Annotated in this window: 12 protein-coding genes and 2 pseudogenes; 5 read left to right on the top strand and 9 right to left on the bottom strand. The window is 72.3% G+C overall.

Translation table 11 applies throughout. From position 1 onward, the window contains the following. From FGF04_RS34735 to FGF04_RS34720, 4 genes and pseudogenes are all read right to left on the bottom strand, one after another. A pseudogene (locus FGF04_RS34735) lies at positions 1–630 on the bottom strand (hypothetical protein); the annotation flags it as partial. Beyond that, complete coding sequence (locus FGF04_RS34730) at positions 612–1,385, bottom strand: ABC transporter ATP-binding protein (protein WP_149515363.1); 774 nt, start codon at positions 1,383–1,385, stop codon at positions 612–614. The pseudogene FGF04_RS34735 and the gene FGF04_RS34730, both read right to left, overlap by 19 nt. Before the next feature lie 257 nt (positions 1,386–1,642). Then, positions 1,643–3,040, bottom strand: a complete 1,398-nt coding sequence (locus FGF04_RS34725) for an aspartate aminotransferase family protein (RefSeq protein ID WP_149515362.1) — start codon at positions 3,038–3,040, stop codon at positions 1,643–1,645. Then, positions 3,025–3,549 (bottom strand): Lrp/AsnC family transcriptional regulator, encoded by a 525-nt coding sequence (locus FGF04_RS34720; protein WP_149515361.1) that lies wholly within the window; start codon positions 3,547–3,549, stop codon positions 3,025–3,027. The genes FGF04_RS34725 and FGF04_RS34720 overlap by 16 nt, the downstream gene beginning before the upstream one ends. Before the next feature lie 231 nt (positions 3,550–3,780). Here FGF04_RS34720 and FGF04_RS34715 point away from each other — a divergent pair, with 231 nt between their 5' ends. Next, positions 3,781–5,217: a gamma-aminobutyraldehyde dehydrogenase gene (locus FGF04_RS34715; RefSeq protein WP_149515360.1), complete on the top strand. Its 1,437-nt coding sequence runs from the start codon at positions 3,781–3,783 to the stop codon at positions 5,215–5,217. A 104-nt stretch (positions 5,218–5,321) separates the two neighbouring features. On the opposite strand, the gene FGF04_RS34710 is transcribed toward FGF04_RS34715, so the two are convergent. Next, complete coding sequence (locus FGF04_RS34710; RefSeq protein ID WP_149515359.1) at positions 5,322–5,885, bottom strand: hypothetical protein; 564 nt, start codon at positions 5,883–5,885, stop codon at positions 5,322–5,324. Positions 5,886–6,058: 173 nt separating this feature from the next. On the opposite strand from FGF04_RS34710, the gene FGF04_RS34705 reads away from it, so the two are divergent. From FGF04_RS34705 to FGF04_RS34695, 3 genes are all read left to right on the top strand, one after another. Beyond that, on the top strand, positions 6,059–6,712 hold the full coding sequence (locus FGF04_RS34705; RefSeq protein WP_149515358.1) for a response regulator transcription factor: 654 nt from the start codon (positions 6,059–6,061) through the stop codon (positions 6,710–6,712). 206 nt (positions 6,713–6,918) lie between these two features. After that, complete coding sequence (locus tag FGF04_RS34700; RefSeq protein WP_149515357.1) at positions 6,919–7,779, top strand: SGNH/GDSL hydrolase family protein; 861 nt, start codon at positions 6,919–6,921, stop codon at positions 7,777–7,779. Between the two features lie 24 nt (positions 7,780–7,803). Further along, entirely contained in the window at positions 7,804–8,406 is a 603-nt protein-coding gene (locus FGF04_RS34695; RefSeq protein WP_149515356.1) for a PadR family transcriptional regulator, read from the top strand. Between the two features lie 27 nt (positions 8,407–8,433). Here FGF04_RS34695 and FGF04_RS34690 read toward each other — a convergent pair whose 3' ends face one another. The 4 genes and pseudogenes from FGF04_RS34690 to FGF04_RS34675 all read right to left on the bottom strand — a co-directional run bounded on the left by FGF04_RS34690 (position 8,434) and on the right by FGF04_RS34675 (position 12,167). Then, entirely contained in the window at positions 8,434–9,519 is a 1,086-nt protein-coding gene (locus tag FGF04_RS34690) for a serine hydrolase domain-containing protein (RefSeq protein ID WP_149515355.1), read from the bottom strand. Positions 9,520–9,659: 140 nt separating this feature from the next. After that, positions 9,660–10,355, bottom strand: a complete 696-nt coding sequence (locus tag FGF04_RS34685) for a glycerophosphodiester phosphodiesterase (protein WP_149515354.1) — start codon at positions 10,353–10,355, stop codon at positions 9,660–9,662. Positions 10,356–10,380: 25 nt separating this feature from the next. Continuing rightward, positions 10,381–11,521: pseudogene (locus FGF04_RS34680) on the bottom strand (adenosine deaminase). Positions 11,522–11,561: 40 nt separating this feature from the next. Beyond that, entirely contained in the window at positions 11,562–12,167 is a 606-nt protein-coding gene (locus FGF04_RS34675; RefSeq protein ID WP_408055706.1) for an NADAR family protein, read from the bottom strand. 183 nt (positions 12,168–12,350) lie between these two features. Here FGF04_RS34675 and FGF04_RS34670 point away from each other — a divergent pair, with 183 nt between their 5' ends. Next, on the top strand, positions 12,351–13,871 hold the full coding sequence (locus tag FGF04_RS34670; protein ID WP_149515351.1) for a gamma-aminobutyraldehyde dehydrogenase: 1,521 nt from the start codon (positions 12,351–12,353) through the stop codon (positions 13,869–13,871).

Raw genomic sequence — 13,871 nt, 5'->3', positions numbered from 1 at the left:
GGGTGGGGGGTGGGTGCCGAAGCGGCCGTAGGTGGCGGAGCCGATGCGGTCCGTGGACAGGCCGTAGCCGCCGAAGCCGGTCAGGCGGCGCGGGCGGCCGCCGGACGCGGGGCGGCCCGGGCTCCGCGTGCGCAGCACCAGCGCGCAGGCCGCCGACGCGACGAGCGGCACCACGGCCAGCAGCGTGAGCACGGCGGGCAGCGGCACCGACTGGTCCGCGGCCAGCAGCCCCGCCGCCGCGCCGTCCAGGGGAAGCCCGGTCAGGCCGCCGCGCAGGTGCAGGAAGAGCAGCAGGGCGACCAGCGACCCCAGCGTGCAGGACAGCGCGGTGGAGACCGCCGTGAGCACCGTCAGCTGCCCGGGCCCGAGCCCGATCGCCGCCAGCCCCGCCCGGGGCCGCGTCGCCGGGTCGGTCCGGGCGACGGCCACCGCGAACTGCACGGTGGCCGCGATCGGCACGAGGCACCACGCGAGCCGCAGCACGGCCCCGCCGGACGGGCCCGGGTGCCCCATCGCGTATCCCAGGGTGCACAGCAGCAGGAAGCCCGTGCCGGCGGACGCCGCGGCCACCAGGAGCCTGCGGAACTGGACGGCGGGACGGGCCCCGCGGACTAGGCGGAGAGCGAGCACGCGGCCCGGCCTTCCCTCTCGGCGGGTCCGGCGGACCCGGTCGGACCGGCCGGTTCGTCGACCGGCGGCAGGTGCACGGTGTCCACGCGCCGCCCGTCGAGCAGCGACACCGTGCGGTCGGCGAACGCCGCCGTGTCCGTGTCGTGCGTGGCGAGGACGACGGTCATCCCGTGCGAGCGCGCCGCGGCGGTGAGCGTACGCAGCACCTGGGCGCGGTCCGCGCGGTGCAGCGGCGCGGTGGGCTCGTCGGCGAAGATCACGGCCGGCGCGGGCGCCAGGGCGCGGGCGACGGCCACGCGCTGGCGTTCCGCCTGCGACAGGGCGTACGGGCGGCTGCGGGCGCAGCGGCCGACGTCGAGGCGGTCCAGCCACTCCAGGGCGGTGGCCCGGGCGCGCCGCCGGCCGACGCCGCGCAGCATCAGGAGCAGGGCCGCGTTCTCCCAGGCGTTCAGTTCGGGGACCAGGACCGGCGTGGGGTCGATCCAGCCGAAGCGGTCGCGGCGCAGCCGTTCGCGGGCGGACGCTCCCAGCGCGTGCAGGGCCGTGCCGGCGAACCCGACCTCGCCCTCCTGCGCCAGGAGCTGTCCCGACAGGCACCGCAGCAGGGTCGTCTTGCCGCTGCCGCGCGGACCGCCGACGGCGAGGATCTCCCCCTCGCGCACCCCGAGCGAGACGCCGGTGAGCGCGGGTGAACCGTGGTGTCTGACGTGCAGGGCGCGCGCCCAGAGCACCTCGTTGTCCGGCGGAGCCACCATCGCGTACACCTCTTCAGATCTGACGTGCGCTGCCCGAGCGGCCTCGGAAGGCGGCTGGTTCCCCCGGCCGGGGGAACGAAGGCAGGGCCGATCGGTCACTGGGCACGCTAGGGAGTCGGGACCCGGAGGCCGGACAGCACGCGGCCCCGGGGCGCCCATTCTCACTCGAACGGGCGCCCCGGGGCCGGTGTTGATCACAGTTTCAGTTCATCGGACGCGGACGCGGTCGCGCGGTCATGCGGTCGCGCGTCGCGCCGTCACAGCTTCGCCCAGGCCTCCGTCAGCACCTGGCGCACGATCCCCTCGATCTCGTCGAACGTCGACTGGTCGGAGATCAGCGGCGGCGACAGCTGGATGACCGGGTCGCCGCGGTCGTCGGCGCGGCAGTAGAGCCCGTACTCGAAGAGCTTCTTGGAGACGAAGCCGTAGAGCACGCGCTCCGACTCCTCGTCCGTGAAGGTCTCCTTGGTGGCCTTGTCCTTCACCAGCTCGATGCCGTAGAAGAAGCCGTTGCCGCGGACGTCGCCGACGATCGGCAGGTCGTGCAGCTTCTGCAGGGTGGACAGGAACGCGCCCTCGTTGTCCAGCACGTGCTGGTTGAGCTTCTCGCGCTCGAAGATGTCGAGGTTGGCGAGGCCGACGGCCGCCGACACCGGGTGGCCGCCGAAGGTGTAGCCGTGCAGGAAGGTGTTGTCGCCCTGGTAGAACGGCTCGGCCAGCCGGTCCGAGATGATGCAGGCGCCGATCGGGGAGTAGCCCGAGGTCATGCCCTTGGCGCAGGTGATCATGTCCGGTACGTAGCCGAACTTGTCGCAGGCGAACATCGTGCCGAGCCGGCCGAAGGCGCAGATGACCTCGTCCGAGACGAGCAGCACGTCGTACCGGTCGCAGATCTCGCGCACCCGCTGGAAGTAGCCGGGCGGCGGCGGGAAGCAGCCGCCCGCGTTCTGCACGGGCTCCAGGAAGACGGCGGCGACCGTCTCCGGGCCCTCCATGAGGATCTGCTCCTCGATCTGGTCGGCGGCCCAGCGGCCGAAGGCCTCGGGGGAGACGCCGGAACCGTGGTCGAGGAACGCGGGCGCGCGGTAGATGTTGGTGTTCGCGACCTTGTGCGCGCCCGGGACCAGCGGCTCGAACGGCGCCTTCAGGGCGGGCAGTCCGGTGATGGACAGGGCGCCCTGCGGGGTGCCGTGGTAGGCGACCGCGCGCGAGATGACCTTGTGCTTGGTCGGCTTGCCCTGCAGCTTGAAGTACTGCTTGGCGAGCTTCCAGGCGGTCTCGACGGCCTCGCCGCCGCCGGTGGTGAAGAAGACCTTGTTCAGGTCGCCCGGAGCGTGGTGCGCGAGGCGCTCGGCCAGCTCGACGGCCTTGGGGTGGGCGTACGACCAGATCGGGAAGAAGGCCAGCTCCTGGGCCTGCTTGGCGGCCGTCTCGGCCAGCTCGGCGCGGCCGTGGCCCGCCTGGACCACGAACAGGCCGGCGAGACCGTCGAGGTAGCGCTTGCCCTTGTCGTCGTAGATGTAGGTGCCCTCGCCACGGACGATCGTGGGGACGGGCGCGTCCTCGTACGAGGACATGCGGGTGAAGTGCATCCACAGGTGGTCGTACGCGGTGCGGCTGAGGTCCTTGGCAGTCACGGCTATCGGGTTCCCCACATGTAGGTCTGCTTCTTGAGCTTCAGGTAGACGAAGCTCTCGGTGGAGCGCACGCCGGGCAGGACCCGGATGCGTTTGTTGATGACGTCCAGCAGGTGGTCGTCGTCCTCGCAGACGATCTCGGCGAGGATGTCGAAAGAGCCCGCGGTCATCACCACGTACTCCACTTCCGGCATGGCGGTCAGCGCGTCGGCGACCGGTTCGAGGTCGCCGTCGGCGTTGATGCCGACCATCGCCTGCCTGCGGAAGCCCACGGTGAGCGGGTCCGTGACGGCGACGATCTGCATCACGCCCTGGTCGAGCAGCTTCTGGACGCGCTGGCGCACGGCCGCCTCGGAGAGGCCGACGGCCTTGCCGATCGCGGCGTACGGGCGGCGGCCGTCCTCCTGGAGCTGCTCGATGATGGCGAGGGAGACGGCGTCCAGCTGGGGGGTGCCGTTCTTTGACTCGCGGGAGTCCCGGGGATCCCTGGGTTCTGCGCTTCGACTGGCCACGCGCTCACTGTGCACGAGGGCTCGACAGTTTCGCAAGGTCTGATCGATGAAATCCGTTGTCCACGACTTCGCAGCCTGCGGATTTCGCAGCCATGGGGTCGGTGGGGGTGTTGAAAACGTCAGAGTGAGGATTAGGGTGGGAGCTCCGCGTCTCAGGTAGTGGACACCTGGGGCGGAGGACAGCCGAAGAAGCGTCGTAGGACAGTCGAAGAACCGTCGTAGGACATCCGACAGGAGGGCCGGGCAGTGAGCACCGAGCTGCGTCGTCTGCGCAATTACATCGCCGGAGAGTTCCGTGATGCCGCCGATGGACGGACCACGGACGTGGTCAACCCCGCGACGGGCGAGGCGTACGCCACCGCGCCGCTGTCCGGCCAGGCCGACGTCGACGCCGCGATGGAGGCGGCGGCCGCCGCCTTCCCGGCCTGGCGCGACCGGACGCCCGCCGAGCGGCAGAAGGCCCTCCTCAAGATCGCGGACGCCTTCGAGGAGCGCGCCGAGGAACTGATCGCCGCCGAGGTCGAGAACACGGGCAAGCCGATCGGACTGACCCGGTCCGAGGAGATCCCGCCCATGGTCGACCAGATCCGCTTCTTCGCGGGCGCGGCGCGGATGCTGGAGGGCCGGTCGGCCGGCGAGTACATGGAGGGCCTGACCTCGATCGTGCGCCGCGAGCCGGTCGGCGTCTGCGCGCAGGTCGCGCCCTGGAACTACCCGATGATGATGGCCGTGTGGAAGTTCGCCCCGGCGCTCGCCGCGGGCAACACGGTCGTGCTGAAGCCCTCCGACACCACCCCGGCCTCCACGGTCCTGATCGCCGAGATCATCGGCTCGATCGTCCCCAAAGGCGTCTTCAACGTCGTCTGCGGCGACCGCGACACCGGCCGCCTGATGGTGGAGCACCCGGTCCCGGCGATGGCGTCGATCACCGGTTCCGTACGGGCCGGCATCTCCGTCGCCGGGTCCGCCGCCAAGGACGTCAAGCGGGTCCACCTCGAACTGGGCGGCAAGGCGCCCGTCGTGGTCTTCGAGGACACCGACATCGCCAAGGCCGTCGAGGAGATCTCGGTGGCGGGCTTCTTCAACGCCGGCCAGGACTGTACGGCCGCCACGCGCGTCCTCGTCCAGGAGTCGATCCACGACGAGTTCGTGGCCGCGCTCGCCAAGGCCGCCGCCGACACGAAGACCGGCCTGCCGGACGACGAGGACGTGCTCTACGGGCCGCTCAACAACCCGAACCAGCTGGAGCAGGTCAGCGGCTTCATCGAGCGCCTGCCCGCCCACGCGAGGGTCGAGGCCGGTGGCCACCGGGTCGGCGAGAAGGGGTACTTCTACGCCCCGACCGTCGTCTCCGGCCTGAAGCAGGACGACGAGATCGTCCAGAACGAGGTCTTCGGCCCGGTCATCACCGTCCAGTCCTTCACGGACGAGGCCCAGGCCGTGGCGTACGCCAACGGCGTCGAGTACGCCCTCGCCTCCTCCGTCTGGACGAAGGACCACGCGCGCGCGATGCGCATGTCCAAGGTCCTCGACTTCGGCTGCGTGTGGATCAACACGCACATCCCGCTGGTCGCGGAGATGCCGCACGGCGGCTTCAAGAAGTCCGGCTACGGCAAGGACCTGTCGGGCTACGGGTTCGAGGACTACACGCGGATCAAGCACGTCATGACGTCGCTGGGCTGAGGGGTTCGTAGGCGGTACGCGGCCCTGGGGGTACGGCTGCCGGTCACGTGCCGGCAGCCGTACCGCGTCCGGCGGCCGTACCGTGGCCGGCAGTCGGACGTGTGTCAGCCGCTGAGGACGAACCCCGCGCCGCTCGGTCGCGTGCCGCGGTCCTCGCGCCGGTCGTCGTCCCCCTTCTCGTGCTTCCGGATCTCGCCGCAGCCGCCGGGGGCCGGGAAGGGGCCGCCGCCCTTCCCGGGCAGGCCGCGCGGCGGCACCGGCAGTTCGACGCCGATGTCGGCGAGGACGTCCTGGCACGCCTTCGCCGCCTTGCGGAACTGCTTCGAGGTCGGGTCAGGGCGCTTCGTCCCGTCACCCTCCTCGCCCCTCTCGATCCGTACCTTCACCCCGCGGCCCCCGTCCGCCGTGTAGATGACGATGTCCGGGAAGTCCGCCAGGCCGTTGTCGCGCATGCAGTCGGTGTACGCGCGGGGCGCCTTGTCCTGCCGCTTCCAGTCACCCGTGTCGTCCGGGTTCTCATCCTTCGGTGACTCGGACGACGAGCCGCCGCTCGGCGGGGAGGAGCCGGCGGCCACGGACTGGCCCGCGTACACCCCGCCGAGTGTGAGGGCGCTGATCAGCGCGCAGGCCGCCGTCAGCCGGCGGTGCCGTTCCGTCGAACTTCGCATGAGGTCCTCCTAGGTCTCCGGCGAGGACGTGTGTCCTCGCGGGACAGCCCAGCGCACGAGCGGTTACGGCACGGGAACGGACGCTCTTACCACCCTGTTACCGCCCGGCGGGCACGCTGTCCCCAGGGTTCGCAGCAGCCGGAGCACGACCGGAGACGCAGCCGGAGATGCCGATGCGCGTATTGGTGGTCGAGGACCACGAGGAGCTCGCCGAGACCGTCGCGGCGGGACTGCGCAGAGAGGGGATGGCCGTCGACGTCGCGCTGGACGGCCACGCGGCGCTGGAGCGGGCCACGGTCAACGGCTACGACGTCGTCGTGCTCGACCGCGACCTGCCCGGACTGCACGGTGACCGGGTCTGCCGGGTTCTGGCCGAGGGGGGCAGCCGGGCGCGGGTGCTGATGCTCACCGCGTCCGGCACGGTCGCCGAGCGGGTCGCGGGGCTCGGCATGGGCGCCGACGACTACCTGCCGAAGCCGTTCGCCTTCACCGAACTCGTCGCGCGCGTACGGGCGCTGGGCCGGCGTGCCCAGCCCGCGCTGCCGCCCGTGCTGGTCCGCGGCGACCTGCGGCTCGACCCGGCCCGCCGGACGGCGACGCGCGGGGGCCGCGGACTCCCGCTCAGCCCGAAGGAGTTCGCGGTCCTGGAGCTGCTCATGGCGGCCGGGGGCGCGGTCGTCTCCGCCGAGGAGCTGCTGGAGCGCGCCTGGGACGAGGCAGCCGATCCCTTCACCCGGACGGTGAAGGTGACGGTCAGCAGGCTGCGCCGCAAGCTSGGGGACCCGCCGCTGATCGAGACGGTGGCCCAGGCCGGGTACCGGGTGTGAGGGGCCGGGGGCTCTCGGGCCGTTGCGCAGTTCCCCGCGCCCCTTTTAGGGGCGCGGGGAACTGCGCAACGGGGGTTCGGGGGCGGAGCCCCCGAGGAAGTGACGGGAATGGGTAGGGGCGGCGGGGGCGAGATCCCCTTGCCATAGTCAACTATATGAATAAGCTAATCGGTGCATAGGTGCGGTCCAGTGAAAGGTGGGCACCCGTGTCCGACAGCGGATACCTGCGGTACGTCGCCCTGGGGGACAGCCAGACCGAAGGACTCGGCGACGGCGACGACGTACTGGGACTGCGCGGCTGCGCCGACCGCCTCGCGGAGGAGCTCGCCAGGCAGAACCCCGACGTCCGCTACGCCAACCTCGCCGTCCGCGGACGCCTCGCCGGACAGGTCCGCGCGGAGCAACTCCCGGCGGCCCTCGCCCTGCGCCCCGACCTGGCCACCGTCGTCGCCGGGATGAACGACCTGCTGCGCCCACGTTTCGACGCGGACGAGGTGGCGGGACACCTGGAGGCGATGTTCGCCGCGCTGACCGGGCAGGGTGCCCGCGTCGCGACGGTCGCCTTCCCCGACATCGGCCGGATCACCCCGCTGGCCCGGCCGCTCGGCCGCCGGGTCCTCGCCCTCAACTCCCGCATCAGGGAGGCCGCCGGGCGACACGGCGTGGTCGTCGCCGACATGTCCGCCCACGCGGTGCTGACCGACCCCCGGCTGTGGAGCCCGGACCGGCTGCACGCGAGCCCGCTCGGCCACGCGCGGATCGCCGCCGCGGTGGCCCACGCCTTCGCCCTCCCGGGCAGCGACGACTCCTGGACACTGCCCCTGCCGCCCGACACGTCGGTACACGCGGTACGTACGGCACGCACCGGTCTGCGCGTCGTCGGTACGGAGCTGCGCTGGGTCGGCGGCTTCCTGGGGCCCTGGCTCCTGCGGCGGGCGGACCTGCTCCCGCCGGTGCTCTTCCCGGCCGCGGCGGCCACCCCGGCGCCCGCACCCTCCCCGGCACCGGTACCGGACGGCAGCGGTCCGGGGCGCGGCGGTCACGTCCTTGACCAGCCAAATGACTGAGCGACGCGGTGTTAGCTTGGGCCCATGGCGTTGCGCAACGCGGTGATGGCCGCGCTCCTGGAGGGCGAGGCGTCCGGGTACGACCTCGCGAAGGGCTTCGAGGCCTCGGTCGCCAACTTCTGGATGGCCACCCCCCAGCAGCTCTACCGCGAGCTGGAGCGCATGGAGGGCGAGGGGCTCGTCTCGGCCCGTGTCGTCCAGCAGGAGCGCCGCCCCAACAAACGGCTCTTCTCGCTCACCGAGGCCGGACGCCGGGTCCTGCGCGCGTACGTCGCCGGGGGCCCCGCGAAGCCGCTCGCCATCAGGGACGAGCTGATGGTCAAGGTCCAGTGCGTCGACATCGGGGGCGCCGAGGACGTGGCGGCCGTCCTGGCGGCGGTCGCCGAGCGGGTGGAGCGGTCCACCGCCAAACTCGCCCGCTACCGGCGCATGCAGGAACGGATGCTGGCCGGGCGCACCGAGGACGAGTACCTCGCGACCGCCGAACGCGTCGGCCCCTACCTCACCCTCCAGGGCGGCATCGCCCTGGAGAAGGGGAACATCCAGTGGGGCGAGACGGTCCTGGAGCGCCTCGCCCAGCGCGCCGCGGCGCTCGGCGGGGGACCGGCCGCCACCCTCAGCGGCTGAACCGGCCGGCCGCACCGGACGCCGCACTCAGCCGCCGAACGCCGCCCGTACGATCCGCTCGGCCACCGGATTCATGCCCTCCCCCTTCGCGTCGGTCGCGTTGACCGAGTACACGAGCGTGCGGGACAGGTCGCGGGTGGCCGCGAGGAGCGTGCCGTACCCGGGGCGCGCCCCCGACTTGAGCCACACGACCCGGCCCCCGCCCAGGTCGTACCGCTGCAGGCCCGCGCTCATGGTCGCGCCCGGCACGTCGGGGAGGGTGAACATCTCCCGTTCCAGCAGGGGTTGCGGGACCAGCCGGCCCCGGAACAGCGCGTACAGGAGCCGTTCCAGGTCGGCCGTCGTGGAGATCATGTCGCCCGCGGCCCACCGGTCGGACATGTTCCACTCGGTGGCGTCCACCAGCCTGCCGTCCGCCAGCCTCTGGTAGCCGCGGTTGTGCGGTCCGTGCAGCCGCGGGTCGGGGCCGCCGGGGAAGGACGTGTGCCGCATCCCGGCCGGCCGCAGGACGCGTACGGCCGCCTGGTGCTCGTACGAGTCGCCGGTGACCTCCTCGACGAGCAGTCCCAGCACGGTGTAGTCGATGTTGCCGTAGACCTGCCGCTCGCCGGGCGGGAAGGCGGGGCCCTTGGCGGCCGACGCGGCCACGACCTCCTCGGGGGTCAGCGTCTCGTACCGCCGCTCGTAGCCCTCGCCGTCCACGTCCCCGAGCGACGAGCCCGGCTGCAGACCGCTCGTGAAGGTGAGCAACTGGCGTACGGTGATCGGCTCGAAGGCCGGCGGGAGGAGGCCGGGGAGGTAGGTCTGGAGGTGTCCGTCCAGGTCCACCCGGCCCTCGGCGGCGAGCTGGAGCACCACGGCCGCGGTGACGACCTTCGTCGTGGAACCGGCCCGGAACCGACCGTCCTCCAGCGCCTTCCGGCCGCTCGGCAGGTCGCGCACCCCGGCGCTGCCGCGCCAGGCGCCGTCCGTGCCCGAGACGCGGACCAGCGCGGCCGTCGCGTCGTCGTCCGGGAGCCCCGCGAGCGCGGCGKGGGCGGTCCCGGCGAGGGGAAGGGCGGTCAGGCCCAGGACCACCGCGGCGGCGCAGGCGGTACGTACGCGGAGATGCATCGGTCGGCTCCCGGAGTGATCGGTGACCTTCATCCTCCGGTCGTACGCCGCCACCCGGATCCTCTCCCGGGAGGGCGCCGCCCCTGGCCCGCACCCTGACCAACAGCCTTGCCAGGTAAGGGTGTTGCCGGGGATCTCCCCTAGGTGCCCGGGCAGGCGTCGCGCAGTGAGGTCAGGATGTCGATGCGGTTGGTCGTGACGGAGTCGACGCCCGCGTCGAGGAGCCGCCGCATGGACCGGCGGGTGTCGGGCGTCCACACCGAGACCAGGTAGCCGTCCCGGTGGACCTTCGCGACGAGCTCGCGGCTCACCAGGGGGAAGCGGTAGTTGAGCCACCGCGGCCGCACCGCGTCGAGCAGCGCGGGCCGCGGCGGTGCGAGGCTCGTCCAGGTGAGGGCGATCTCCGCGGCGGGGTCGGCCGCGCGGACGGCGAGCATGGTGTCGGCGGCCCCGCAGTAGTACACGCGCTCCTCGGCGCCGAGGTCGCGCACGACGCCGGTGACCCGGCCGACGGTGCGCGCGTCCGCCCGGCCCGGCAGGTCCACCATGAGCCGGCCCTCGTCGGTCGCCTTGAGGGCCTCCTCGAACGTGGGGACCCCGTCCGAGGTCAGCTCGCGCACCTCGTCGCAGGAGAGGGAGCGCAGCGGCCTGTCGTGCTCCCACAGCCGCTTCAGCGTGTCGTCGTGCAGCAGCACGGGCACGCCGTCGCGGGTCAGCCGGACGTCCGTCTCGACGGCGTCCGCGCCCTGGCGGAGCGCGGAACGCAGCGAGTCGATCGTGTTCTCACGGACGCGGTAGGGGTCGCCGCGATGGGCCACGGCAGTCACGGTACGCATCCGGCCATTGTGCTGGTGCGCCGGGTCAGGGCGCGAGCCACCCTGCGGTGTACGCGTCGATCTCCGCGGCCAGGGCCGCCTTGCCGGGGGCGTCCAGGAAGGAGACCTCGACGGCGTTCTTGGCGAGCGCGGCCAGGCCCCGCTCGTCCAGGTCGAGGAGGCGGGCGGCGACCGCGTACTCGTTGTTGAGGTCGGTGCCGAACATCGGCGGGTCGTCGGAGTTGATCGTGACGACGACGCCCGCGTCCACGAACGCCCTGAGGGGGTGCTCGTCCAGGGTGCGCACCGCCCGGGTGGCGATGTTGGAGGTGGGGCAGACCTCCAGCGGGACGCGGTGCTCGGCGAGGTGCGCAAGCAGCTTCGGGTCCCGCGCGGAACTCGTGCCGTGGCCGATGCGCTCGGCGCGCAGGTCCGTCAGCGCGTCCCACACCGTCTCCGGGCCCGTCGTCTCGCCCGCGTGCGGCACGGAGTGCAGGCCGGCGGCGATCGCGCGGTCGAAGTACGGCTTGAACTGCGGGCGCGGTACGCCGATCTCGGGGCCGCCGAGCCCGAAGGAGACCAGGCCCTCCGGGCGCAGCTTGTCGCTGGTGGCGAGCCGGGCCGTCTCCTCGGCGGACTCCAGTCCCGCCTCGCCGGGGATGTCGAAGCACCAGCGCAGGACGGTGCCGAAGTCGGCCTCGGCGGCCTTGCGGGCGTCCTCGATCGCGTCCATGAAGGCGCGCTCGTCGATACCGCGGCGGGTCGACGAGAACGGGGTGATCGTCAGCTCGGCGTAGCGGATCTGCTGCCGGGCCATGTCGCGGGCGACCTCGTAGGTGAGGAGGCGGACGTCCTCGGGGGTGCGGATGAGATCGACGACGGACAGGTACACGTCGATGAAGTGGGCGAAGTCCGTGAACGTGAAGTAGTCGACCAGGGCCTCGGGGTCCGTGGGCACCTTGGAGTCGGGGTGGCGGGCGGCCAGCTCGGAGACGATCCGGGGGGAGGCGGAGCCGACGTGGTGGACGTGCAGTTCGGCCTTGGGCAGTCCGGCGATGAAGGCGTGCAGGTCGGTCAAGGGTTCCTCCCGGGAACGACGCCAAACCGCTGCGCGGCGGCGCGGGTGATCGGCTGATCGGTACGACAGGATCATCGTAGGCCGCGGGCCGTGGGGGCCGGTCGCGCAGTTCCCCGCGCCCCTAGGTAGCCAGGGGCGCGGGTCGCAGGTCAAAGCGTGCGCAGGTGGGATCTTGCCTTCATCAGGGCGAAGCCCAGGAGGTTCGGGCCCCGCCATCGGGTCGGGTCCGATGCCGCGTCGGCGTCCGCGGGGAGGCCGATGCCCCACACGCGGTCCAGCGGACTGGCCTCCACCAGCACCCGCTCACCCGTGCCCAGCAGGAACCCACGGAGCGCCTCGTCGGAGGCGAACTTCCGCACGCTCCCCTCCACCACGATCCCGAACCGCTCCCGCTCCCAGACCGCCTCGTCGAACCCCCGGACCAGCCGCCCGGCCTTCTTCGCCAGCGCCGGGTTCGCCGCGTCCAGCGCGAGCCGCTCCGCCTCCGCGTCGCCGAACAGGCGCGCCTTGCGGGCCATCATCCAGTGCTCGGCGGTCCGGTACTCGACCCCGTCGACCGTGAACGGTGAGGGCCACCACTGGCTCAGACAGCTCGGTCCGATCCGCCCGTCCGCCCGCGGGCGGTGCCCCCAGAAGTGCAGATACCTGACCTTCGCTCCTGCCCGGACCGCGCTGACCAGCGCCTCCCGCGAAACGATCTCCGACGCCGCTCCCGACCCGATCTCCCCCATGCACGCGAGTCTGGCACGCACCACTGACACACCGTCCTGCCTTTTCCTCGGCGACTCGACACCTGGCCGACAGATTCCGTCGCGTAACCAAAAGGCAACAACGGAATCACTTGTTGGAGCACCATTGCTCTGTCAGGATCGGCACTCAAATCGAGCTGGAGCTACGCCGACCCCCGGATCGCGGGGCGGGCGGCGGAGGAGAGCGACATGCACAGTCCGGGCCATCGCTTCCAGGCGCAGGACCGTTTCGCGGACGGCGCCCAGTACATCGCGGGCGCCCTGCGGCACGGCACGTCCGGCCGCGACCACTCCGTCGTCGACCCCGCCACCGGCGACGAGGTCCACACCTACGAGCTGGCCGGCCCGGCCGACGTGGACGCGGCGGTCCGGGCCGCGCGGGAGGCGTTCCCCGGCTGGTCCGGCGCCACCCCCGGCGAGCGCTCCGACGCGCTGCACCGCTTCGCGGCCGTGCTCGCCGAGGGCGCCGAGGAGTTCGCGCAGGCGGAGTCCCTCCAGTGCGGCAAGCCGCTCAAGCTGAGCCGCGAGTTCGACGTCCCGGGCACGATCGACAACACCGCCTTCTTCGCCGGCGCGGCCCGCCACCTCCAGGGCCAGTCCGCCGGCGAGTACTCGGGCGACCACACCTCGTACGTACGCCGTGAACCCATCGGTGTCGTCGGGTCCGTCGCCCCGTGGAACTACCCCCTGCAGATGGCGGCCTGGAAGATCCTCCCGGCGATCGCCGCGGGCAACACCGTCGTCCTCAAGCCCGCCGAGCTGACCCCCTTCACCTCCCTGCTGTTCGCGGAGGCGGCGACCCGGGCGGGCATCCCGGACGGGGTCGTCAACATCGTCACCGGCGCCGGGAGGGACGCGGGCGAGCACCTCGTCGGTCATCCCGACGTCGTCATGACCTCCTTCACCGGCTCCACCGCGGTCGGCAGGCGCGTCGCGGAGATCGCCACCGCCACCGTCAAGCGCCTGCACCTGGAGCTCGGCGGCAAGGCCCCCTTCGTGGTCTTCGACGACGCGGACCCGGAGGCCGCCGCGCACGGCGCGGTGGCGGGCGCCCTCATCAACACGGGCCAGGACTGCACGGCCGCCACGCGCGCGTACGTGCAGCGGCCCCTCTACGAGGAGTTCGTCGCCCGGACCGCGGAGCTGATGGAGGGCGTCCGGCTCGGCGACCCGTTCGCGCCGGACACCGACCTCGGGCCGCTGATCTCGGTCGCCCAGCGCGACCGCGTCGCCGGGTTCGTCGACCGGGCGCGCTCCTACGCGCGCGTGGTGACCGGCGGCGAGGTCCCGAAGGGCCTGGAGCGCGGCGCCTACTACCGGCCCACGCTGATCGCGGACGCCGCGCAGGACAGCGAGATCGTGCAGTCCGAGATCTTCGGCCCGGTCCTGGTGGTCGTGCCCTTCGACAGCGACGACGAGGGCATCCGGCTCGCCAACGACACCCCGTACGGCCTCGCCGCCTCCGCCTGGAGCCGTGACGTGTACCGGGCGAACCGGGCCACGCGCGAGATCAAGGCGGGCTGCGTGTGGGTCAACGACCACATCCCGATCATCAGCGAGATGCCCCACGGCGGCTACAAGGCGTCCGGCTTCGGCAAGGACATGTCCGCGTATTCGTTCGAGGAGTACACGCAGATCAAGCACGTCATGTTCGACAACACGGCGGTGGCCAGGAAGGACTGGCACCGCACGATCTTCGGGGACCGCTAG

The organism is Streptomyces apricus, from assembly GCF_008369065.1.
Taxonomy (GTDB): domain Bacteria; phylum Actinomycetota; class Actinomycetes; order Streptomycetales; family Streptomycetaceae; genus Streptomyces; species Streptomyces apricus.
Note: the sequence above shows the minus strand (reverse complement) of the source record. Positions and strands in the feature narration are given on the sequence as shown.

Coding starts and splice junctions, on each gene's coding strand:
- FGF04_RS34685 (WP_149515354.1), bottom strand. CDS start 10,355: ATGCGTACCGTGACTGCCGTGGCCCATCGCGGCGACCCCTACCGCGTC.
- FGF04_RS34670 (WP_149515351.1), top strand. CDS start 12,351: ATGCACAGTCCGGGCCATCGCTTCCAGGCGCAGGACCGTTTCGCGGAC.
- FGF04_RS34730 (WP_149515363.1), bottom strand. CDS start 1,385: ATGGTGGCTCCGCCGGACAACGAGGTGCTCTGGGCGCGCGCCCTGCAC.
- FGF04_RS34695 (WP_149515356.1), top strand. CDS start 7,804: ATGGCGTTGCGCAACGCGGTGATGGCCGCGCTCCTGGAGGGCGAGGCG.
- FGF04_RS34710 (WP_149515359.1), bottom strand. CDS start 5,885: ATGCGAAGTTCGACGGAACGGCACCGCCGGCTGACGGCGGCCTGCGCG.